This is a genomic window from Mesorhizobium sp. NBSH29, assembly GCF_015500055.1.
In the GTDB taxonomy this organism is placed as follows: Bacteria; Pseudomonadota; Alphaproteobacteria; order Rhizobiales; family Rhizobiaceae; genus Neomesorhizobium.
Window position 1 is genome coordinate 3,166,502 of record NZ_CP045492.1, and the last position, 23,330, is coordinate 3,189,831.

General features: G+C 60.2%; 20 protein-coding genes. 10 read left to right on the top strand and 10 right to left on the bottom strand.

Annotated elements, in window-relative coordinates:
* Positions 1 to 25: 25 nt before the first annotated feature.
* Entirely contained in the window at positions 26 to 568 is a 543-nt protein-coding gene (locus GA830_RS15720) for a GNAT family N-acetyltransferase (protein WP_195162727.1), read from the bottom strand.
* 47 nt (positions 569 to 615) lie between these two features.
* Here GA830_RS15720 and GA830_RS15725 point away from each other — a divergent pair, with 47 nt between their 5' ends.
* A complete protein-coding gene (locus tag GA830_RS15725) occupies positions 616 to 1,560 on the top strand; it encodes a glutaminyl-peptide cyclotransferase (protein ID WP_195162728.1) in 945 nt (314 codons plus the stop codon).
* 79 nt (positions 1,561 to 1,639) lie between these two features.
* A complete protein-coding gene (rirA, locus tag GA830_RS15730; RefSeq protein ID WP_195162729.1) occupies positions 1,640 to 2,101 on the top strand; it encodes an iron-responsive transcriptional regulator RirA in 462 nt (153 codons plus the stop codon).
* Positions 2,102 to 2,108: 7 nt separating this feature from the next.
* On the opposite strand, the gene putA is transcribed toward rirA, so the two are convergent.
* On the bottom strand, positions 2,109 to 5,726 hold the full coding sequence (putA, locus tag GA830_RS15735; RefSeq protein ID WP_195162730.1) for a bifunctional proline dehydrogenase/L-glutamate gamma-semialdehyde dehydrogenase PutA: 3,618 nt from the start codon (positions 5,724 to 5,726) through the stop codon (positions 2,109 to 2,111).
* A 154-nt stretch (positions 5,727 to 5,880) separates the two neighbouring features.
* On the opposite strand from putA, the gene GA830_RS15740 reads away from it, so the two are divergent.
* Positions 5,881 to 6,333: an Lrp/AsnC family transcriptional regulator gene (locus GA830_RS15740; protein ID WP_195162731.1), complete on the top strand. Its 453-nt coding sequence runs from the start codon at positions 5,881 to 5,883 to the stop codon at positions 6,331 to 6,333.
* A gap of 405 nt (positions 6,334 to 6,738) precedes the next feature.
* Here the strand turns inward: GA830_RS15740 and GA830_RS15745 are convergent, their stop codons facing one another.
* A complete protein-coding gene (locus GA830_RS15745) occupies positions 6,739 to 7,908 on the bottom strand; it encodes a cytochrome-c peroxidase (RefSeq protein WP_258045474.1) in 1,170 nt (389 codons plus the stop codon).
* Between the two features lie 38 nt (positions 7,909 to 7,946).
* Positions 7,947 to 8,390 (bottom strand): FixH family protein, encoded by a 444-nt coding sequence (locus GA830_RS15750; protein WP_258045475.1) that lies wholly within the window; start codon positions 8,388 to 8,390, stop codon positions 7,947 to 7,949.
* Between the two features lie 105 nt (positions 8,391 to 8,495).
* Here GA830_RS15750 and GA830_RS15755 point away from each other — a divergent pair, with 105 nt between their 5' ends.
* Positions 8,496 to 9,413, top strand: coding sequence for a sugar kinase (locus GA830_RS15755; protein WP_195162733.1), 918 nt, complete (start codon positions 8,496 to 8,498; stop codon positions 9,411 to 9,413).
* A gap of 32 nt (positions 9,414 to 9,445) precedes the next feature.
* On the opposite strand, the gene GA830_RS15760 is transcribed toward GA830_RS15755, so the two are convergent.
* From GA830_RS15760 to GA830_RS15770, 3 genes are all read right to left on the bottom strand, one after another.
* Positions 9,446 to 10,471, bottom strand: a complete 1,026-nt coding sequence (locus GA830_RS15760; RefSeq protein WP_195162734.1) for an aldose epimerase family protein — start codon at positions 10,469 to 10,471, stop codon at positions 9,446 to 9,448.
* Positions 10,472 to 10,486: 15 nt separating this feature from the next.
* A complete protein-coding gene (locus tag GA830_RS15765; protein ID WP_195162735.1) occupies positions 10,487 to 11,944 on the bottom strand; it encodes an NAD-dependent succinate-semialdehyde dehydrogenase in 1,458 nt (485 codons plus the stop codon).
* A gap of 140 nt (positions 11,945 to 12,084) precedes the next feature.
* Entirely contained in the window at positions 12,085 to 13,035 is a 951-nt protein-coding gene (locus GA830_RS15770; protein ID WP_195162736.1) for an AEC family transporter, read from the bottom strand.
* A gap of 128 nt (positions 13,036 to 13,163) precedes the next feature.
* On the opposite strand from GA830_RS15770, the gene GA830_RS15775 reads away from it, so the two are divergent.
* The 6 genes from GA830_RS15775 (at position 13,164) to GA830_RS15800 (ending at position 18,688) form a co-directional block, all read left to right on the top strand.
* Complete coding sequence (locus GA830_RS15775; protein ID WP_308460452.1) at positions 13,164 to 13,733, top strand: histidine phosphatase family protein; 570 nt, start codon at positions 13,164 to 13,166, stop codon at positions 13,731 to 13,733.
* 134 nt (positions 13,734 to 13,867) lie between these two features.
* Entirely contained in the window at positions 13,868 to 14,152 is a 285-nt protein-coding gene (locus GA830_RS15780; protein WP_195162737.1) for an acyl carrier protein, read from the top strand.
* Between the two features lie 19 nt (positions 14,153 to 14,171).
* Positions 14,172 to 15,356, top strand: coding sequence for a beta-ketoacyl-ACP synthase (locus GA830_RS15785; RefSeq protein ID WP_195162738.1), 1,185 nt, complete (start codon positions 14,172 to 14,174; stop codon positions 15,354 to 15,356).
* A gap of 22 nt (positions 15,357 to 15,378) precedes the next feature.
* Positions 15,379 to 16,650 (top strand): beta-ketoacyl-ACP synthase, encoded by a 1,272-nt coding sequence (locus GA830_RS15790; protein WP_195162739.1) that lies wholly within the window; start codon positions 15,379 to 15,381, stop codon positions 16,648 to 16,650.
* A 32-nt stretch (positions 16,651 to 16,682) separates the two neighbouring features.
* A complete protein-coding gene (locus tag GA830_RS15795; RefSeq protein ID WP_195162740.1) occupies positions 16,683 to 17,711 on the top strand; it encodes a zinc-binding dehydrogenase in 1,029 nt (342 codons plus the stop codon).
* Positions 17,711 to 18,688, top strand: coding sequence for a lipid A biosynthesis lauroyl acyltransferase (locus tag GA830_RS15800; RefSeq protein WP_195162741.1), 978 nt, complete (start codon positions 17,711 to 17,713; stop codon positions 18,686 to 18,688). The genes GA830_RS15795 and GA830_RS15800 overlap by 1 nt, the downstream gene beginning before the upstream one ends.
* Here GA830_RS15800 and GA830_RS15805 read toward each other — a convergent pair whose 3' ends face one another.
* From GA830_RS15805 to GA830_RS15815, 3 genes are read right to left on the bottom strand one after another with little or no spacing between them, the layout of a single operon-like run.
* Positions 18,689 to 19,624, bottom strand: coding sequence for a dimethyl sulfoxide reductase anchor subunit family protein (locus tag GA830_RS15805; protein ID WP_195162742.1), 936 nt, complete (start codon positions 19,622 to 19,624; stop codon positions 18,689 to 18,691). It lies immediately after the preceding gene.
* A gap of 24 nt (positions 19,625 to 19,648) precedes the next feature.
* Complete coding sequence (locus tag GA830_RS15810; RefSeq protein ID WP_195162743.1) at positions 19,649 to 20,416, bottom strand: 4Fe-4S dicluster domain-containing protein; 768 nt, start codon at positions 20,414 to 20,416, stop codon at positions 19,649 to 19,651.
* Entirely contained in the window at positions 20,413 to 23,265 is a 2,853-nt protein-coding gene (locus tag GA830_RS15815) for a molybdopterin oxidoreductase family protein (protein WP_195162744.1), read from the bottom strand. The genes GA830_RS15810 and GA830_RS15815 overlap by 4 nt, the downstream gene beginning before the upstream one ends.
* Positions 23,266 to 23,330: the final 65 nt, after the last annotated feature.

The following is a 23,330-nucleotide window of genomic DNA, read 5'->3' on the forward strand; positions in this document are numbered from 1 at the left end:
ACCTAACGAACAAAAATGGCTGAAATCACGCCACGTCAGAAAGCGAAGCAGCCTTGGCAGTGGCAAATTCCAGCGAGAAGGACACGATGAAAGGTGCAAGGTCGATGATGCCCATAGTCTCGCCCTGCTCGAACACCATGTCGGCGCCAAATTTCCGAGCCAGCGACTTCATCGCGCTGTTGTCTCGGTGCGTGGTGACGAAGAGACGAATGTACCCCAGCCCGAGCGCGTTGACGATGAGGCGTTCGAACAAGCGACTGCCGATGCCTCGATGCTGCAGCTCCCGCTCCACGCTGAAGGCAATCTCGCCGGTCGGCATTTTGTCGTCGGGACGCTCATGGAGCTCGGCAGCACCCAGCACCCGACCGTTTTCGACATAACCAATCACCGTGGTGCCATCGGCGAAGCAGCGCGCGGCATAGGCCGCGACACATGCATCGTTGATCACACCATTGAAACGATCGCGACGGCTCGCAGCGTCAAGACGCAGAAGATGCTCGCGAAACCGCGGAAGGTCAGACGGGCGTAGCTGTCGGGTAGTACCCGTAAAAGGCTGGGCCGTGCGCATGGCGCGCTCCTTCAAATACCCCTCCCCGCGAGTCATGAAAGGCCCGCATGCTGAATATTGTGCACTGCAATACAAAAAACAAGAGTTTACGTATGCGTAAAGTGCCAACCCGCACTTCTTTTTGTCGATACGAATGCGTTGCGACCGCCACACAGTCGTGCCATGAAACGCTGATGCGCTTATGCCATTCGGCCTTCGTCATCGTCCTCTCCCTTCCGCTGTCCGCCCCTCCTGCGGCAGCGCGGGAATGCCCGGTGCCAGAACAACTGGATTTCGTGGTCGACAAGAAAATCGACCGTTCAGAACGCGGCCTGACTCAAGGGCTCGAGTTTCACGACGGAAAACTCTACGAAAGCACCGGTCGAGCCTTGGGCGACACGCGCATCAACATGATCGACCTGGATGGCACGGTAACAGCCCTCGCTAATCTCGGCGACACGGTGTTCGGTGAAGGCCTGACGATCCTGAACGGTGAAGTGTTCCAGCTCACATGGCAGGAAAATATCGTCTTCGTGTATGACCTTGAAGGCAATTTGTTGCGCCAGATGCCGAACCCATACACTGGCTGGGGCCTTGCGAGCGATGGCGAGCATTTGTTGTTTACCGATGGAGAAGGCCAGTTGCGCTTTGCCGACCCCAAAACCTTTGAAATCACCCGCGAGATCGAATTACGAACCGCCGCGGGCGTTTCACCGGTCTGGATGAATGAGCTCGAATACGTCGATGGCAAGCTGTACGGCAACATCTTTACCTCCGACTGGATTATCCGCGTCGACCCCCAAAGCGGCTGCGTAGAAGCCGTTTCGGACATGGCACACCTGCGCAGCCAGTTAAGCGCGGAAGAGCTGGCCCAGATCGCCGACAGCCCCGAAAACGTGCTGAACGGTATTGCACGCGACCCGCAATCGAAAAAATTCTACATCACCGGCAAGCGCTGGCCGATGATTTTTGTCGGGGATTTCCGCCAACAAGGCACTGCGTCTCAGCAATAAAGTTTACTTTTGCATTCAACTTAGCCATGCTCGCTGGAACAGTTCTAAACTACAGCCTCGCCTTCCCAGGGACTTCGACATGCGACTGACACGCCAGACGAATTATGCGATCCGCATCATGATGTATTGCGCCGCAAACCCGGGGCAGCTGAGCCGGATTCCTGAAATCGCCGCCTCCTACAGCGTGTCCGAACTGTTTCTGTTCAAGATCCTTCAGCCTCTGGTTGAGCACGGGCTGGTGGAAACTGTACGTGGCCGCAATGGCGGTGTTCGCCTGGGGCGCCCGGCCGATCAAGTCACTCTCTTTGATATCGTTCGGGTGACAGAGGAAAATTTCGCCATGGCCGAATGTTTCGAAAACGATGCCACCGAATGCCCGTTGGTCGACAGCTGCTCATTGAACAGCGCACTGCGCGAGGCGCTCAACGCCTTCTTCGCAGTACTGGAACGCCACTCCATAGACGATCTGGTCAAGGCCCGGCCCGATGTCCGCGCCCTGCTCGGCATCGACCTCCTGCCAGACCGCCGACCGGCTGCCTGAGCCGCATTCAAACTGCTGCCAGCAAGCTCGCATTGCCGCCGGCAGCTGTCGTATCCACGCAGACAGCACGCTCATGCACGTAAGCGGCCGGATAGAGAACCTCCGCGACAAACGTGACAATCGCACCCGAACGACCGGCAAGCGCGGCGCGAACACGGCGCTGCACTGCTTCATCCGCAGCGCTTGCCACAACATTAATATCCAGCGCCTTCAGATCAGCATCATCCACGATCCCGTCCAGAGCCGCGATCGGCAGGCCTTTTCCGGTGAGCGAAGCGAGGATCGCTGGCGCACCGGGCGCAACAGCCAGAACGGCGTTGCCGGCAGCCAGCGCCTGGATTGACTGAGCCAGCAATGCGTTGCTGTCAGGACCGAGACACAGCGCGCGTCCGCGAGGGACAAGCCACAGCGTGTTCGCTTCGCCCGTTGGCCCGGGCAGATCAAACGGGCCGAAATCAACAGCTGCAGCGGCGGCGATCGCGGCCGCACCCTTGCCGCGCAGATGCTTTCTCAAGATCGCGATCCGGTCGCCACGCTTCGGCCAGCCACCCAGATCGGATTCCGGCAAATGATCAGTCAGCACGCTCGAAGCGACCGCATTGGCCGCAGCAACCGGCGTTGCAACAGGCGTTGTACGCCGGAAACGACGTAGATAATGTGGCCCGCCAGCCTTTGGTCCGGTGCCCGAAAGCCCCTCGCCGCCAAACGGCTGGGCGCCGACTACGGCGCCGATCTGGTTGCGGTTGACATAGACATTGCCCGTATGGATGCCGTCGACAATCGTCTGCACCCGGGCTTCGATGCGCGTATGCAGGCCAAAGGTGAGGCCGAAGCCTTTCCTGTTGATCCGTGCGATGACATCATCGATCTCATCAGCCTCGAACGTGGCGACGTGCAGAACGGGACCAAACACCTCGCGGTCCATGTCCTCGATACCTACCACGCGAAGAATGTGGGGCGCGGCAAAGATGCCATCGGCCGGCACATCGCGTTTGGCTATGAGCTTGCCCTGAAACGACCGAATCGAGGTGTAATTATCGATCGCCGTCTGCGCATCAGCGTCGATGACGGGGCCGACATCGGTAGCGATCGACCACGGATCGCCAACGGTAAGTGTTTCAAGCGCACCAGTCAGCATTTCCAGCATCTTTTCCTCAACGTCCTTCTGGACATAGAGGATGCGCAGCGCCGAGCAGCGCTGGCCGGCGCTTTGGAAGGCAGAGGCAAGGATGTCGCGCACCGCCTGTTCAGGCAGTGCGGTGGAATCAACCACCATGGCATTAAGCCCACCGGTCTCGGCAATCAACATGGCGTCCGGCGCGGCGGTCGTGGCGAGCTGCTTTTCGATCAGCTTTGCCACCTCGGTCGAGCCGGTAAAGCAAACGCCGGCAATGCGCGGATCAGCCGTCAGAGGACCGCCGACCGCTTCGCCATCGCCTGGCAAAAGCTGAAGCACATCATCGGGAATTCCGGCCTCGCGCAGCAAAGCTACGGCGCGCGCGGCAATCAGCGGCGTCTGTTCGGCCGGCTTGGCGATCACGCTGTTGCCGGTCACCAGTGCCGCCGCGATCTGGCCGGTAAAGATGGCAAGCGGAAAATTCCACGGTGAAATGCAGACAATGACGCCCCGCGCCTGCGTGGCGGTGGTGTCGGTGTTTTCTGCCTCGGCTGCGTAATAACGCAGGAAGTCGACAGCCTCACGCACCTCGGCAACGCCGTCAGCCAACGTTTTGCCTGCCTCGCGGGTTGCAAGTGCAAAAAACTCGACCGCGTGGGCCTCATAAAGATCCGCGGCACGCAGCAGTATCGCTGCCCGCGTGGCGGCAGGCTTTTGAGCCCAGGCTATCTGCGCTTCAAGCGCCGCCTTGACTGCCACCGGCACCTGTCCCGCCTTAGCCTCGTGCACGGTGCCGACATGATCGTCCGGACGCGCCGGATTGACGATCTTGCGCACCGACCCGTAACCGGCAGCGCGCGTCATCGGCTTTGCTGTCCATTGATTGGGTCTCGAAAACGCGTCTCGCGCCTTCTGAATCTCGGCCAGCACCAGCGGATCGGTGATGTCCCAGCCCATCGAGTTTTTGCGCGCGCCAAAAATTGCGTCGGGTGCGGGGATGTTGGGGTTGGCAGCAACCCCCTGGCTCTCCACGATGGCGAACGGATCGCGCGCGATATCCTCCGGCGCCACCTTTGCGTCGGTGAGTTGGTGAACGAAGGAGGAATTGGCGCCGTTTTCCAGGAGCCGCCGAACCAGATAGGCGAGAAGATCCGAATGGGTGCCGACCGGCGCATAGATGCGGCAGCGGGTCCCTTCGGCCTCGCGCACGGCCTCGTGAAGCGCCTCGCCCATGCCGTGCAGGCGCTGGAACTCAAACGTGTCGCGGTCCTTTGCCATCGCCAGCACCGCGGCAACCGTGTGAGCATTATGCGTTGCAAACTGCGGATAGATGCGGTCGGTCATGCCCAGCAGCTTTTGTGCGTTGGCAATGTAAGAAACGTCGGTGTTGGCCTTGCGGGTGAATACCGGATAACCCGACAGCCCGAGCACCTGCGCCCGTTTGATCTCAGTGTCCCAGTAAGCCCCTTTGACAAGCCGCACCATGATTCGCCGGTCGAGTTTTTCGGCCAGCGCATGGAGCCAATCGATGGCAAAGCCGCAGCGAGGCCCATAAGCCTGCACCACCACGCCAAAACCGTCCCATCCCTCCAGTTCCGGGCGTGACAGCACTGCCTCGATGATATCGAGCGAAAGATCCAGCCTGTCGGCCTCCTCGGCGTCGATGTTGAGGCCCATGCGCGCATCGCGCGCGGCCAGACACAGGCCATAAAGCCGCTCGTTCATCACCGGCAGCATGGCTTCGCGCTGCGCCAGTTCATAGCGGGGGTGGATAGCCGACAGCTTGACTGAGATGCCCGGGTTCTTGCGAATATCATCGCCAGTCGAGAACTTCTTCAACGCCCCAATGGCATCCGCATAGGCCTTGAGGTAGCGCAGCGCGTCGGCTTCAGTGCGCGCCGCCTCGCCGAGCATGTCGTAGGAATACAGATAGCCCTTCTGGATATAGGATTTGCCGCGCTTGACAGCCTCGTCGATGGTGCGCCCGAGCACGAATTGTTCGCCCATTTCGCGCATCGCCGCCGCCACCGCCGTGCGAATGACCGGTTCGCCAAGCCGGCGAACCATCGAGCGCAGCGTGCCCTCGATGCCACTCTCGTGATCGTCGAGCACCTTGCCGGTCAGCATCAGCGCCCAGGTGGACGCGTTGACGAAGACCGAGCTCGAGCCACCGGAATGAGCCGACCAGTCATGCGGCGCGATCTTGTCGCGGATCAACTCGTCTATCGTCTCGGAATCCGGCACGCGCAACAGCGCCTCAGCCAGACACATCAGCGCCACGCCCTCCTTGGTGGAAAGACCGTATGCCGAGAGGAACACCTCCATCAGCCGAGATTCCGATGAGGCCCGCACCGCCCGCACCAGATCTGCGGCGCGCGCCGCAATCGCCTTGCGCTCGGTTCCAGAAAGCCCCGCCGTCTGAATGAGCCGCGCCAGCGCCTTGTCTTCATCAGGCAGCGTGTTTTCACGCATCTGTCGACGGATCGGATCAAGGGACTTGGGTGGCATGGCGGTTCCTGTGCAACTAGAGAAGGAATGCAATGGTCTGGGCGCGCGCGAGTGTATCACAGCGCAATTACACCAATCGGTCTAAAAAACTAGATTTTGCGAGGCAAATAGCCTAATATGAGGACAGACAAAGATATCCTGGACTATATTAGCGATGACAGAAGTCCAATTGGACCGCCTAGACAAGAACATCTTATCCGCGCTGGAACGCGATGGTCGCTTGTCGATGGCTGAGCTGGCAAACCGGGTTGGCCTATCGAAGACGCCGGTACAGGCGCGCGTGCGCCGGCTAGAAAAAGACGGCTATATCCGCGGCTACGCCGCCGTCATCGACCGCGAGCGCATGGGCGAAGGCCATGTCGCTTTTGTCCAGGTCAAACTGTCCGATACCCGCCTGGCGGCGCTGAGTGAGTTCAACCGCGCGGTAGCGGGCGTGCCCGAGATTGAGCAGTGCCACATGATGGCAGCGAGCTTTGACTATCTGTTGAAGGTGCGCACCCGCGACATCGCCTCCTACCGCCGCGTTTTGGGCGAGCGCATCTCCGCCCTGCCCCATGTGGCGCAGACCTCAACCTTTGTGGCGATGGAAACGGTAAAAGACAGGTAGGCGACGGGGCGTAATACTGCCGCGTCTACGGGGATCTGAGCTGCTTCTTATTTTTTGAGATAGCTTTTCCGGCCATTGTCGGCCAGGCAATATTTGCCGCCTCTCGGCCCGGTACAGTATTGCCCTCCACGGCAGGAGCAATCTCCTGCGCGGGCAGGCGCCATCCCCGACCCACCCTGCCCAATAATACCGCGCGCTTCGCCGCCGCCGCTGCAATGTTTCTTGCTCGCGCTCACTGATCCGTCATTGCAGATAAAGGTGCTGCCCTGGCAGCGGGCAACCCCACCTTTGCTCCCGCTGCAAGGCGTGTTGGCTGCCCAAGAAGTGTGGGCGAGAAAAGACAACAGCCCAACCAGTGCCAGTATCCTCCAGATGCGTTTCACATTTTTCTTTCCTGTGCCCAGTCTAATTCAGCGCCTTCAAAAATGCCGCCAATGCCTCCCTCTCGCGCAGCGAGAGTGTCAGCGGGTTGAGGTCCGACACGCCGTCGCTGCTGACAGGTGCATCGGCGTAGTGGTCGATTACCTGTTCCAGCGCCTTAATCTGTCCGGCATGCATATAGGGCGCGCGCGTTGCAGCGCCGCGCAGCGATGGGGTTTTGTAGGCGCGCCTGAGTTCGGCACCGGATGTGACAGCAAAGCGCAGCTCCCCACAGTCGTCCGGGCCGGCATCGCTGAACGGACCGGTACAGTTAAACGGGTCGGCCAAAACCTCCGAGACGCCGGTTTCTCGGCCAAGATCCTCCGGCAGGCCGGCTACCGCTGCCACGCCGGTGTTATGAAAGTGATCGTCGGTGAAGCGCGGCCCATTGTGGCAGGTCGCGCATTGGGCCTTGCCGATGAACAGCTTGAGACCAAGCTTTTCTTCAGCGCTGAGTGCTGCATCGCCAGACGGTTTTGCGCCGGCCTCGAGGGCTGCGGCAAAGCGGTCAAAGCGGGTTTCCGTCGGCACGATCTCGCGCTCGAACGCCGCGATCATCTTGCCGATGTTGGCAAAGACACTGTTGACAGCCTGCTGTTGACGAGGGCTCATCGCCCGCCATGCGTCTCTCTGTCCAGGGTTGCCAAGCGGGCTGGCGTGTTCCGGTACGCCCGACAGATCAGGCAGCGGACCGAATACGGATGTGTAGCGGTTGGCAAAGTTTCGCGCGATGAAAAGAGCATAGCCGGCGCGGGTGCCGCCATGCTCGACCGGATTTTCCAGCGGCACCAGCGCTTGGGACCACAAACTGTCGCGCCGACCATCCCAGAAAAGCCAGGGCGACCAGGCCGCACCGGCCAGCGGCATGGTGCGCCGGTTGGTGGTGCCAACACCGCGCCCGAGTGCCACACTGTCCTGAAACTGGTTGTCGATCTGGTGGCAGGTGGAGCACGAAACCGTACCGTTGCCGCTGAGTCGCTGATCGAAAAACAGGGTTGCGCCCAGCGCTGCCGCGTCCGGATCGTCCGCCACATGATTGGACGTGTCTGCAGGCAGCGGCGGCAGACTGGCGAGGCTCAACGACGAGATGACTTTTTGCTCCGTTTCACTGAACTCCTGGGGTGCGCAGCCGGCGAGCACCAGGCCCAAGAGCATCGCTGCCTCAGAGAGAAAAGAACCGCGCATCGCCACCATCAGAGCTGCAGGTTGAAGGAGACACTGTCCTCGCCCGGCGGCGCGACGATAGCCAGATCGAGCATCCAGGCGCCGCCCATGTTGAATTTTACGCCCTCAATGCGGTAGCGCCCTTCGCCCAGTGCCGCCGTCATTTGCGGGCTGGTAGGCAGGCCATGGCCATGCGCCGGCATTCCGCCGGTGAGCGTGAGTGATGCATCGGGGACCGGCTTGCCACCCTCATCCATGACGGTCACCACCCAGCTATGCATCATGCCAACCGCAACAGGCTCTGCCTCGGGCGCAATAGTGACACGATAAAGGCCTGCCAAGCTGGCTTTTTCGCGCGCCAGATCGGGTTCCGCCTGCAGCGATGCCGGCGCAAACATGTCACGCGCGGCAAACGCCAGTACAAGGATGACAAGCGCGGCCAGCATTACGATCCAGTTGGTGGCGTTTTTCATGCTGCGATCCCCGTGAAAATGAACCTGTTTGCGTCGCATTGTCATAGCCACCTTGCCCGGGAAAGTATAAGGGCTTCAACGAAAATGAGGGAGGGACCCCGCGTAATGCAGGCAATAGCAACGGTCGGCGAATGCATGCTGGAACTGTCGAACCAACCGGGTGGCCAATGGGGCTTGGGCTTTGCCGGCGATACCTTCAACACGCTCTGGGCCATCCGCGCACTATTGCCCGGCCACCAAGTCGATTTTGTCTCGGCCTTCGGCGACGACCCCTTCTCACAACAACAGATTGCGTTCTTCAGTGAGCATAAGATTGGCATCGCCGACAGCCCGGTACTCCCCGGCGCCCGCCCCGGCCTTTACGCCATAACCCTGACCGGCCATGAGCGCTCCTTCACTTATTGGCGCTCGGATGCCGCCGCTCGCCAACTGGCAAGCGCACCAGACCAACTGGCTAAAAGTCTTGCAGATCGGTCACTTGTCTACTTTTCCGGAATCACTTTGGCAATTCTGGATGCGCCCGCGCGCGCCACACTTATGGCCGCCCTTGCGGCTGCCCGCGCAAAAGGCTGCCGCATCGCCTTTGACCCTAATTATCGCCCAAGGTTGTGGCCCGACGCCGCCACGGCACAAGCCGCGATCACCGAAGCGCTGGCGGTCACCGACATCGCATTGCCAACCTTTCCGGACGAGGAAATGCTGTATGGCGATGCCGACCCGGCAACTACAGCAACGCGACTTGAAAATTCAGGCGTGGCCGAGATCATAGTCAAAAATGGCGAACTTCCCGCTCTGGTCTCGCATTCCGAAACAGTAGACTCTGTTCCGGCAACCCATGTCGCCATACCGCTCGACACCACCGGGGCCGGTGATTCGTTCAACGGTGCCTACCTTGCTGCCCGCTTGCTCGGCCTGGCGCCCCCAGAGGCCGCCCGTCGCGCCCACCGCGTCGCCGGCGCCGTCGTCCAGGTCCGCGGCGCGCTAGCTCCGTTCGAGGTGATCCGCAAGGCTTTTGATGGGTAGCCCCCGCCCCAGCTGCCGCAGGGGGAGAACAGTCAGCGTTTCGAAAACCGGTATTCCGTCGTCTGCCGGTAAATCGCACCGGGCCAGAGGATGGCTTGCGGGAAGTATGGGCGGTTCGGTGAATCTGGCCAGAATTGCGGTTCGAGGCAGAGGCCTGCATAGGCACCGTAGGAGCGTCCGCCCAGGCCGGGAACCGTGCGGGCAGTGCCGTGGCCGGCATAGAATTGCAGGCCGGGCTCTGTCGACAACACGTCCATCGTCACACCGGAACGCGCACCCTCCAGCCGTGCCATGGGGCGGAGAGGGCCACGCGCATCGGCGATGCAGAAATTGTGGTCGTAAAGCACCTGCGCCCCGCAGGCATCGGCCATGCGGATCGGCCGCGCAGTACGAAAATCAAACGTGGTGCCATCAACCGGCAGCACCACGCCAGTCGGGATCATGTCGTCATCAATCGGCAGATAGGCGTGTGCCGCGATCGAAATCCGGTGGTCGCGCACATCGCCGCTGCCCCCATCATCGAGATTGAAATAGGAATGATGGGCCAGGTTGCACAAGGTCGGCTGGTCCGTTGTCGCCGTCAGTTCGACCGACAGCGTTCCCGGGATTTTAAGCCGGTAGGTACAGGTGACGTCGAGCGCGCCCGCAAAACCCATATCCCCATCGGGAGAATGGTGCGTCAGCGACACGAAATCGCGGCCATGAGCGGCTGCCTGCCACGCTTTTGCAGAAAATCCGCAAGAGCCGCCGTGCAGATGATGCCGGCCGTTTTCGTTGGTGTCGACCTGATGGTCTACCCCTGAGAGGGCAAAGCGACCGTTGGCAATACGGTTGGCGTAGCGCCCGGCAATCGCCCCGAAAAAGGGCGAATGCATCGGATAGGCTTCGAACGCATCGAAGCCGAGCACCAGCGGCGCATCGTGGCCGGCGAGCCTCAAATCCTGCACTGCAGCGCCATAGGTCATGATGCGCGCGGATAGCCCTCCGGCTTCCAGTGGGAAGATTTGCACCTCCCCACCATCCGCCATGGTACCAAAAGGATGCGCGTCGCCGCCCATGACGCTTATCCTAAACTAGAGGCCGAGGCCGCCGATGCAGACATATTTGGTGTCGAGATAATCCTCGATGCCCTGATGTCCGCCTTCCTTGCCGAGGCCCGATTCCTTGACGCCGCCAAATGGTGCCTCGGGCGTCGTGATCAGACCCTCGTTGATGCCGACCATGCCGTATTTCAGGCCTTCCATCACGCGGTAGGCGCGACCAAGATTGCCCGTGTAGAAGTAGCAGGCGAGACCAAATTCAGTGTCATTGGCAAGCTGCACAACTTCCTCTTCGGTCTCGAAGCGGAAGACCGGAGCAACAGGCCCAAAGATCTCTTCCTTCATGAAGCGCATGTCGGGCGTGGCTTCGGAAATCACCGTCGGCTCATAGAACGAGCCGCCCAGCGCATGGCGCTTGCCGCCGGTGATGATCTTGCCACCCTTGGCGCGTGCGTCCTCGATCAACTCCTCAACTTTTTCGACGGCCTTTTCGTCGATCAGCGGGCCCTGTTCCGTGCCTTCGTCCATACCTGAGCCGATCTTCAGCTTGAGTGTTGCGGCAGCCAGCTTCTCGACAAAGCTGTCATAAACTTTTGCCTGCACAAAGAAGCGGTTGGTGCACACGCAGGTCTGGCCGGAGTTGCGATATTTCGCCAGCATGGCGCCCTGCACGGCGCGGTCGATATCAGCATCGTCAAAGACGATGAAGGGGGCATTGCCGCCGAGCTCCATCGATACTTTCTTGACCGTCGCAGCCGACTTCTGGATCAGGATTTTTCCGACTTCCGTTGAACCCGTAAAGGTGATTTTCCTCACCAGCGGGTTGGAACAGATTTCGTCGCCGATCTCGCTTGCAGCACCGGTGACGATGTTTACCGCGCCCTTCGGGAAGCCGACTTCCTCGCAGAGCGCACCCCAGGCAAGGCCTGAATAGGGTGTCTGTGCGGCAGGCTTGACCACGGCGGTGCAGCCAGCAGCAAGTGCGGGCGCAATCTTGCGCGCCAGCATCGAGGAGGGAAAATTCCATGGCGTGATGGCAGCGATGACGCCCACCGGCTCCTTGGTGACCATGATCCGACGGTCGGCCCACGGCGATGGTACGACATCGCCATAGGTGCGGCGGCCTTCTTCGGCAAACCACAGCACATAGGCAGCCGAAGCGCCAACTTCGCCCTTGGCCTCGAACAGCGACTTGCCCTGCTCCATGGTGAGGAGTTCAGCCAGGCTTTGCTGGTTGTCCATGATGGCATCGTGCAGCTTGCGCAAAAGCTTGTGGCGTTCCAGCACCGAGGTCTTGCGCCACAGCTTGAAGGCCGCGTCAGCTGCCTCGATAGCGCGGCGTGTCTCGGCAGCGCCGGATTTCGGCACCGTGCCGATCTTCTGGCCGTTGGCTGGATTGATCACGTCAAGGGTGGCGCCGGAATCGGCCTGCACCCATTCGCCGTTGATGAGGTTGGCCTGTTTCATGAACGGGCTGGATTTCTGGAGCATTTTTGCCTCCCTGCGGCACTCACGACGGGCGCCTGGTGATGGAATTTCTGATGGCGCACGTCAGGCAGTTAGGACCGAGCACGCTGCGGGCAAGCTCTTAACGCACCGCATGCCCCGTGGGCAACCGCTATCGGGCCCCGCTATCCGAAGATCGCCTGTACCACCATAAGCCAGAAAGCTGTTGTGACCACGGCAAAGACGGTAGCAATCGTCATCTGGTTGGAAGCCAGCGCTTGCCCGGTGCCGAACTGGGTGGCGATCAGATATGAATTTACTCCAGATGGCAGCGCCGCGGCAGCCACAGCAACCTTGGCCGAAAGCGGCGGCAGGCCAAGCAGCCAAGCCATCAACAGCGCGACGGCAGGCATCAGGAACAGTTTGAGCGCAGAGAGCACGGCCGCAGGCGCAACATGGCCTGAAATGCCGAATTTGCGCAGCCCTAGCCCCATAGCAAACAGCGCCAAAGGCCCAGCAATGCCGGCCAGCGAATCAACCAGCCGGGTGGCCAGCGGCGGCAGCGACAACCCGCTGAAACGCCACACAAGCCCGAAGAAAACGCCGATGATCAGCGGATTTGTGCCTATTCTGCGCAAGAAATCACGTGCCATTGTCAATGGCGGCGTCGGGTCGTTCTTGTGACGGCCGAACACCTCGAACAGAATAATCGAGGCCATCATCATTGAGGGCAGATGAATGGCAATGATCAGCGACAGTATGCCAAAACCCTCCTGCCCGAACACACCGAGCATGAACGGCGCACCGAGCAGCAAAAGGTTGGAGAAAGACGTCGCCACGCCGCCCACGACTCCCGCCTGCCCATCCCGTCCGAATGCGCGCGTGATGACGAGATGCCCGGCTGTCCAGGCAACAATGACAGAAGTGAAATATGTCGCCCACAGCGCCCAGGGTGCAGCCCCGTGGAAATCGGCATGAATCATCGTACGAAAGAGCAGCAACGGCAGCGCCACGCCAACCGCAAAGGCCGACAGCGAATCGCCGGTCTGCGTGGAAAGGTAACCCGTCAGCCCTGAAAGATAACCGAGCGCGATCAGACCAAACACAAACAGGACAGTTTCGGTAAGCGGCGACATTGAACCTCTGATATGCAACACATCACAGAAGCGCAATTGCCCTTTCGTTGCGTCACACACGGGAATGGCGGGACGGCTTGTCTTTCAATCGCCTTTCCAGTCCCTATATCCGGGACGGAGGATGACCATTGCAAATCTATCGACTGGCCGTAGCGCTGATGGCGCTCCTCACGATCTCACCCGCCTATGCCACCGACGCCGCCTGGGCGCTGTTGCGCGACGGGGGGCATGTCGTCCTGCTCCGAGCGGCGATGGCACCGGGCACGGGCCAGCCGGCCAACTTTGACATCACCAAGTGCTCCACCCAGCGCAATCTAAACGACCGGGGAAAGCAGCAGGCCCGGAAGATCGGCGCGTTGTTTGACGTGCGCGCAGCACCCACGGACCGCGTGCTGGCCAGCCAACACTGCATCGCTCACGAAACAGCTCAGATCGCCTTCGACGACCGCAAGGTAGAGACGTCCAATCTGCTCGATCCACCGCCGCCAGAAAGCGAGGCAGAAGCGCGCATGGCCTGGGTCGACGCGATCAGCGAGCTCATCCGCAGCCATCAGGGCACCGGAAACCTGATCCTCGTAGCACAGCTGGAGACCATCTCCGCGCTGACCGACATCACCCCGCGCGAGGGCGAAGCGGTGATCGTGAAGGCGAGGGAAGATGGCAGCTTTGGCGTGGCGGGGCGCATCATTTTCAATTGACGCCACTTGGAAGTGCCTGATCTCCGCGGATGCCCCGGACGCAACCAAAACTATTTCGGCCTTTTCCTGCCGTGCAAAAACGATTAGAGAGCCGACAACTCCATGATTTGAATTGACCCAACAGGGAATCGCCCGTGTCCACCACTTTTGAAAAAGTTGCCCATATTATTGCCGACACCAGCGAGATCGATGTCGACCAGATCACGCCGGAAAGCCACACGATTGACGATCTGGGCATCGACAGCCTCGATTTCCTCGACATCGTATTTGCCATCGACAAGGAATTCGGCATCAAGGTACCACTGGAAAAGTGGACCCAGGAGGTCAATGACGGTACCGTCTCGACGGAAGAATACTTTGTCATGAAGAACCTTTGCGCCAAAATTGACGCGCTGGTGGCGGCCAAGGCCTCGGCTTGACCGCAACAATCGGAAAACAATGAGCCCCCGCGACGTCGTCATCACCGGTATCGGTCTCGTCTCCTCGCTGGGCGAAGGAGTCGACGCACATTGGCAGGCGCTGTCGCGGCCCGGCGTGATGCCGGTGACAGAGGCAGAACGTTACGCGCCCTACACCATCCATCCGCTGCCCGAGATCGACTGGAGCCAGCAGATCGCCAAGCGCGGCGATCAAAGGCAGATGGAAACCTGGCAGCGGTTGGGCACCTATACGGCAGGCCTAGCGCTTGCCGATGCCGGCGCCAAGGATGACGAGGCGCTGTGCTCGACCATGGATATGATTGTGGCCGCTGGCGGCGGCGAGCGTGACGAGGCGGTCGACCAGGCCATCCTCGATGCCTCGGTCACTCGCAACGACCGCGACGTGCTTCTCAACGAAAAGCTCTCGACAGAACTGCGCCCAACGCTGTTCCTCGCACAGCTTTCAAATCTGCTGGCCGGCAACATCTCGATCGTCCACAAGGTCACCGGTTCCTCGCGCACTTTCATGGGCGAGGAAGGGGCCGGCATCGCCGCCGTTGAAACGGCTGCCGCACGCATCCGTGCCGGACAGTCGACCCATGCGCTGGTCGGAGGGGCTTTCCAGACCGAACATTTCGACATGCTACTGGCCTATGAGCTTGGCGGCTATCTGCATCGTGCGCCGTGGAAACCGGTCTGGGACCGCGCCGACACTGAAGGTGGTGGGGTCGTAACCGGTTCCGGCGCTGCCTTTCTGGTGCTGGAATCGCGTGAGCACGCGCAACAGCGCGACCGCAAGCCCTATGCGCAGCTAGGCGCTGTCGCATCTTCGCGGGCCAGCCGTGCCGACGATAAACTGGCGCAATCGATCGCCGATCTCGTCAGCGCGACAGGCCGGACGGACGGCAGGCTTCTCACAGTATCTGGCGCTTCAGGCGCACACAGCGCGACGGCTGCGGAAGCAGCAGCGCTTGCTTCGGTCGGCGACATCGCCTTGCGCGGTGTGTCCACTGCGACCGGCCATTTGAAAGAAGCGCAGTTCCCGTTCGCCATCGCGCTTGCGGCGCTGGCGATCTTCAACAAATCCGGCTACCCGCCGTTCAGCACGGGTGAAGCAGCATTCGAGGGCGAGCCAGAGGCAGTATTGGCCACCGCAATCGGGTATCATCGCTTCGAGGGTGCCGCCCGCGTTTCGCGCGCCTAGTCCATTTAAGGAACAGCCGGTCATGGCAAAAACCACAGACCATCTCAACCGCCCGGTTGTTGCCGTCACCGGCATCGGTGTCGTCACCTCGCTGGGCGTAGGTAAACAGGACAATTGGACGGCACTGACCGCCGGTCGTTCGGGCATCCACCCGCTCACGCGCTTTCCCATCGACCATATGAACACCCGCATTGCCGGCACGGTCGATTTTCTAGCCTCAAGCGACAAGGGCGCAGCCGCGCTGACCTATGAACTGGCCGAGACGGCGATCCGCGAAGCGCTGGGTGAGTCAGGCCTTGCCAACGGCCATTTTTCCGGCCCGCTCTTCCTTGCCTCGCCACCTGTCGAGATGGATTGGCATGATCGCTTCTCACTTTACAATTCAGCCGCCGAGCCTGCCGGCGCGCAACGGTTGCTTTCGGTCGGGCGCGGCCTGACCGAGCGCACCATTTTTGAAAGCACGCAGTTCGGCGCCATCGCCGACCGCTTGGCCGATCGCTTTGGCACGCAGGGCATGCCGGTGACACTGTCGACAGCCTGCGCATCCGGGGCCACCGCCATCCAACTCGGCGTCGAAGCCATCCAGCGCGGCGATTGCGAGCGCGCCATTGCCGTTGGCGCCGATGGCTCGGCCACCGCCGAGGCGCTGATCCGCTTTTCGCTCCTGTCGGCGCTGTCGACCAGCAACGACAACCCGACAAAGGCTTCAAAGCCCTTCTCCAAAGATCGGGACGGCTTTGTGCTGGCCGAAGGGTCTGGTGCGCTGATCCTGGAATCGCTCGAAAGCGCAGTGGCTCGCGGCGCCGAAATCCTTGGCATCATGCGCGGCTGCGGCGAGCGCGCCGATGATTTCCACCGCACCCGCTCTAAGCCGGATGGTTCGCCGGCAATTGCTGCCGTGCGTGCAGCCCTTGCCGATGCCGGCTTGTCGGACCGCCAGATCGACTACGTGAACGCGCACGGCACCTCGACGCCGGAAAACGACAAAATGGAGCATCTCTCGCTCTCGACAGTCTTTGGTGAGCGCATCCGTTCCATTCCTGTGTCCTCGAACAAATCGATGATCGGCCACACGCTGTCTGCCGCGGGCGCGATCGAGGCTGCATTCTCGCTGATGACCATGCGCCATGGCGTCATCCCGCCGACCATCAACTACGACAATCCCGACCCCGCAATCGAGCTGGATGTGGTGCCCAATGTGAAGCGCGAAGCTTCCGTGCGAACCGTATTGTCCAATTCCTTCGGTTTTGGTGGCCAGAACGCCTGCCTTGTCATGGCGCGGGAACCGGTCTAACCACCGGACAATTGCTCTGTTCAGGGATAAAAATGCGCGCACTGCAACTCGTTGAGGATCGCAAGCTCGAGATCGTGGATCTCGCGCCACCTCCCCCACCCGCACATGGCGAGGTAACCTTGCGTATCAAGGCGGTCGCGTTGAACCACATTGATGTGTGGGGTTGGCGCGGCATGGCCTTTGCAAAGCGCAAGATGCCGCTGGTGATCGGCGCTGAGGCATCCGGCGAAGTGGATGCAGTGGGCACTGGCGTTGTCGGCCTGATGCCCGGCCAGCTGGTTTCCATCTATGGCGCGCGCACCTGCGGTCTTTGCCGCCCCTGCCGCGAAAAGCGCGACAATCTGTGTGAACATGTGTCGGGCGTCCACGGCTTCCATCTCGACGGTTTCGCGCAAGAAAAGATCAACTTGCCAGCCCGTCTGCTGGTGCCCGCCCCTCCCGGTGTCAGCGATGTTGCGGCAGCGGTCGCACCTGTTACTTTTGGCACTGTCGAACACATGCTGTTTGACAACGCGAAGCTGCAGCCCGGCGAAACCGTACTCGTCCATGCCGGTGGCTCGGGCATTGGCAGTGCAGCCATCCAGCTGGCCAAGCGCATGGGGTGCACAGTCATCACCACAGTCGGCTCCGACGAAAAGATCGAGCGGGCCAAGGCATTGGGTGCAGACCACGTGATCAATTACCGCGTGGATCGTTTTGAAGGCGTGGTGCGCAAGCTTACGAAAAAGAAGGGCGTCGATGTCGTGTTTGAACATGTCGGCGCCGACACTTGGGCGGGCTCCATGCTCTGCATGAAGCGTGGTGGAAGGCTCGTCACCTGCGGTTCCACGTCAGGCGTTTCAACGCAGATGAACCTGATGCACCTTTTCCAGCAACAACTCAAAATTCTGGGTTCCTTCGGCTGCCGCATGGAAAACATGGCCGACGCCATGCAGAAAATGGCCGCCGGCATTGTCTCACCTGTCATCGACACGGAAGTCGATTTCGCCGGTATCGACACAGCCTTGAAGCGCATGGAAGGCCGCGACGTGTTCGGCAAGATCATCCTGCGCGTCAATTGATGGCTGACCACAGGCCAAGCCTTCTGCGCCCCATAATCATTCGGGTGCTTGGTGCGCTGAAGCAGCTGAACTATTGGCTTGTGGCACAATTTGCGCTTGGCGCACTCATGCTGCTGCGTCTCCTTCCAGCAGACAGGGCTTTGAACTTTGCCGACCGTGCGGCGCGCCGTGTAGGGCCATTGGTTGGCCGTCACCGTGTGGCACTCGACAATCTGCGCCATGCCTATCCGGAAAAGCCCGAATCCGAGATTGAAGCACTCGCCTCCGATATGTGGGGCAACATGGCGCGGCTAGCCGTTGAATATGTGTTCCTTGACCAATTGTTCGATCTCGACCCGGAAGCTGAAACTCCGGGCCGCATTGAAGTGTCCGGCATAGAGACATTCAAGCGGCTGGCCGCAGAAACCGACAGGCCGCATATCATCTTCACGGCGCATCTCGGCAATTTCGAGTTATTGCCGGTTGCCGGCGCAACCTTCGGGCTGGCGGTCACCGCGATGTTTCGCCCGCCCAACAATCCCTATATCGCCAAATATGTCTTCTCAACACGCAGCTCCACCATGGGTGGGCTATTGCCCTCGCGTGCAGGCGCAGCATTGGCACTGGCACGCCTTCTGGAAGCAAAGGGCAATATCGGCGTGCTCGTGGATCAAAAGTTCATGCACGGCATTCGCACAAACTTCTTTGGCCGCGAATGCGAAACCAGCCCGCTGGTGCCAAAACTGGCTCGACAATATGATTGCGACGTCTACCCAGCCCGCTGCATCCGCCTGCCCGGCAACCGCTTCCGCCTGATTCTTGACGATAAGCTGGACCTCCCGCGCGACGCTGGCGGCGAGATTGATGTGACAGCGACCGCACAACAGCTAACCGACATCGTCGAAGATTGGGTACGCCAGGACCCCGGTCAGTGGATGTGGTTTCACAAGCGTTGGAAGCTTTCGCCGCCGAAGGCACGACGCAAACCCAAAAGCTGATTATCCGCCGTAATAATTCATCACCGCGTGGCGGGCTTCCGCAAAGAACAGCCAGCGCTCGGTGAGAATGCCGATCACATGCGACAGAACGGCAAGACCCATGGCAACCATCCCCCAAACATGTGCTGTAGCGCCAGCCAGCGCGATGATCAGCAGGATGAAAACCACAGCTCCCGGCACCAAACCACCCAGCAGCAAAGAAATGCGACGCAGTTTCATGGCGTGCTTGCGCGCGACACGAAAACCCATCTCGCGGGTCAGGTAATTATCGGTCATATGCGGTCGCTCGAACAGACGCACCGTGCCGATATGGCCAAGGCCGGTTGCCGATTCCGGAGTCGAAGTTGGCACGAGCGTCTCCATACGCCGCCGCCAGCAGATTTTTGCGATCCATGCAGCCATGGTGAAAACAAGCGCACCGGAAAGCAACACTCCCACCGCACCTTCGCCCAATATGGCGAAAAAAGACGCAAGCAAGAACCCACCGGACGCAGCAAAGAGCAAATAGCAGACTGGTGTCAGCTTCGTGTGCCACGCATCAATGGATTTGAGAGATGCGTAGATCATCGCAGTGCAATAGACCGTGACACCGGTAAGTACAGCTCCCAAAAGGCCGGCCGGGGCCAGATAGCGGCCCTCGATCACGCTTGCCCATGCCGCCAGCAACAATGGTACGAATGTAATCACCGCCATCACACCCTCGCGCGACAGCCAGCTGGAACGCCATTGCGAGAATGCCCGCCATGCGCGCTGCGGATTGCCCAGATGCAGCGTAGACGACAACAGCCCGCCGCCTATCATAGCCAGCGCCAGAAGATGGGCGGCTTTGGTCGCCAGCGCCTGCGGGTCAAGCAGGCCGAGGCCGAGCACGGCCGCAAGCCCGTAACCGAGCCCGGAAAGCGTTGTAAATGCAATGATGGAAAGAGCTGGATGCATGGTTCAGTTCACCGTCAAAATAACTCAGATCCGGTCCAGCGCGCCATCGAGCCAGGCGAAAAAGCCTTTGGCGCCCTCGGTGTTTTCTGCAAGCACCGAGGCATGCCCGGTTGCGGCAAGGCTCGTGCGCGGGCGCGGCGGCAGATATTTATTGACCGGACGCGTGCCCTGCTCTGGCATCAGATCATATCCACCACGCTCAGCCACCATGATCGAAACGGCAGACTGCGAATCCGCGAGATCACCAAAGTGGCGGGCATTGGCGGGACAGGTGCGCACACAGGACGGTTCGCGGTCGATGGGCTCTAACGTATCATTGTAAATTCGGTCCACGCACAGAGTGCACTTTTTCATCACGCCTGCAGCAAGGTCCATCTCGCGGGCGCCATAGGGGCACGCCCAGGCACAGAGCCCGCATCCAATGCACAAATCCTCATCAACCAGCACGATGCCATCATCGGCACGCTTGTAGGACGCACCTGTGGGGCAGACGGTGACACAGGGCGCATCCTCACAATGCAAGCAGGACTTGGGAAAGTGGACAATGCGCGCATCGCCAGCTTCGCCGACGAGTTCACCGCCTTCAGGCAGAACTTCAAAACCATGGACGCGGTTCAGCCAGGCACCAGAAACTTCGGCACCGTATGGCTGCTGGTCTGACAGGGCTGATCCATATCCGCCTGTGTTCCATTCCTTGCACGAAACGACACAGGCATGGCAGCCGACACAGACATCCAGATCAATGACGAGGCCAAGTTTCTTCGGCGTAGGCAGCGAGGGTAGCAATGTCATTTCGTCCACTCCTGCCCATAGCGCAATTCGTCGGGATGCGGCGCGGTCTCTCCCGGTTCTGCCACAGCTGGAAATTGCGGCTGGCTGATACGCGGCTCAGACTCAGCCTTCTCAATGCGCACCCGCAAATCATACCAAGCCGCCTGCCCGGTAATCGGATCAGAATTCGACCAGCGCATGCCGTCCTTCTTTGGTGGAAGAAGTTCATGGATCAAGTGATTCATGAGAAAGCCTTTTTTGGCTTCGGGCGCATCCGTATCGAGCGCCCACGCACCCTTGCGTTTGCCAATGGCGTTCCATGTCCAGATTGTATCGCGGTTGACCGCATCACTCCGCGCCACCTCGACCTTGATACGGCCATGATGCGAAATGACCCAGATCCAATCGCCATCCTTTAGCCCATGTTGATCACAGACCGGACCCGGAACGTAAAGCGGATTGTAGGTGTGGATCTGACGCAGCCAGGCATTCATCGAACCCCATGAATGATACATCGCCATGGGTCGCTGCGTAATCGCGTGCAATGGAAACTCATTGCGGTCAATCGCTGCTTCTTCGAACGGGCGATACCATTCCGGCAGTGGCGAAAAGGTTTGTGCGATCCGCTCGCGATGCGTTTCAGGCGCAACCGGCTCGCGCACGCCTTCAGCCGAAAGCCGGAACTTTTGCAATGCCTCTTGATAGAGCTGAAACGTGACCGGCTGCGGCTTGTCGAAAAAGCCCATCTTGACCGCGAAGTCTTGATAATCGCGGTTGGCGTGTTTGAAAAACTGCGCCTCAAGAGGGATATGCGCCGAGAAGAAAGAACCGTTCTCGATATAGCGCTTCAATTGGTCGGGATTGGCAGCACCCCGGCCCACGCGCGTACCGTCAGCACCGCGAAAGCCGGCCAGTGGCCCAATGCCCGGACGCCGCTCATGGCGCACGATGTAATCGGCATAATCCTTGTAAAGCGCCTGTCCGCGATGATCGACGAACCCGTTGAGGCGCAGCCGCCCCGCAAGATCAAGCAGCACGCTCTGAAACCCGCGCACATCGCGGTCCGGCTCCACCACCGGCCAGCGGATCGCATCCTGCACAGCATCCGGCTCGGAAATTGGTCGGTCAAGCATAGAGATGCAGTCATGCCGCTCCAGATAGGTCGTGTCTGGCAGCACAAGGTCGGCATAGGCCACCATTTCCGACGCATAGGCATCTGAATAGATGATTTTTGGAATTCGGTAGTCTCCGGTTTCCGGGTCCTTGTCCTCCAGCATCTTGATGACGCCAGCCGTGTTCATCGACGAGTTCCAAGCCATGTTGGCCATATAGAGGAACAGGACATCAACCGGGTACGGATCACCCGCATGGGCGTTCGCAATGACCATGTGCATGGCGCCATGCACGGCGAATGGCGCATCCCAGGAGAATGCCTTGTCGATGCGCGAGGGCTTTCCGTTCGCGTCGATCAGCATATCTTCAGGCCCGCGCGGGAAACCCAGATGCGGGCCAGACAGCGGCGTGTTGGAGCCAAAGTGCTCGGCCCGGCCATGCGGTGTTGGATGCGCCTCGACGGGCTTGGGATAGGGCGGCTCAAAGCGGAAACCGCCCGGACAATCAACCGCCCCAATCAGAACCTGCAGCATGTGCAGCGCGCGTGTCGTCTGGAACCCGTTCGAATGCGCCGACAGCCCACGCATGGCGTGGAAAGACACGGGCCGGCCAACATAGCTCTCATGGTGCTCGCCATGCATGTCGGTCCAAGGCTGGTCGATGGTGATAGCCTCATCAAAGGCAACGCGTGCAATCTCGCTTGCCAGCCCGCGGATGGTGTCGGCAGAAATACCCGTCTCACCAGCAACCGCTTCCGGCGCGTATTTGGGGTCCAGATACTTTTCCGCCAGAAGCGCAAAGGAAGGCGTCGCATACCGGCCATCTTCCAACTCATAGCGGCCAGAAAGCGCTGGCCGCGCACCTTTCATTCCGCTTGGCACCGGGCGCTCGGTGACAGTTTCGAACACAAGCGGCGTGCCGTCAGCGTCGCGCGCGAAAAGCCCATGGTCTGCACTGCCCGGCGCATCAATGACCAGCCAGGGCGCATTCGAATAGCGCATCAGGTAATCGACATCAATTTTGCGCGCTTTAAGCAGTTCGTGCACAACGGCGAGGATCAACAAACCATCGGTGCCGGGGCGGATGCCGATCCAGTTGTCGGCAATAGCCGAATAGCCAGTGCGCACCGGATTGACCGAAACAAACCGCGCACCGTTTTTCTTGACCTTCGATATACCGATCTTCAGCGGATTGGAATCATGGTCCTCCGCCACGCCAAACATGATGAAGAGCTTTGTCCGCTCCCAGTCGGGCGCACCGAACTCCCAGAACGCACCACCAATGGTCATAATGCCGGCGGCAGCCATATTGACCGAGCAAAAGCCGCCATGGGCAGCATAATTGGGCGTACCGAATTGCTGCGCCCAAAAACCTGTGAGCGATTGCGACTGGTCGCGCCCTGTGAAGAAAGCAAGCTTCTTGGGATCGTCTTCGCGCACCTTGCCCAGCCAGCCAGTGGCCATTTCCAGCGCCTCGTCCCACGAGATTTCTTGAAATTCTCCAGAGCCACGCGGTCCCACCCGCTTGAGCGGCGCGCGCAGCCGTGCCGGTGCATAATGCTGCATGATGCCAGCCGAACCCTTGGCACACAGCACCCCCTTATTCACAGGATGGTCGCGGTTACCCTCAATGTAGCGGATTTTGCCATCCTTGATGTGCACATCAATGCCGCATCGGCACGCACACATGTAGCACGTGGTCTTGCGCACTTCGTCGGCTATCGGCTGCGAAAGCGCGGCCTGCGAGTCGAATTTCATCAGCATGGCTCCCTGACGAAAGTCCTATCGGGGCGCCACACGAAAAGAAATGGCCAGCAACGTCA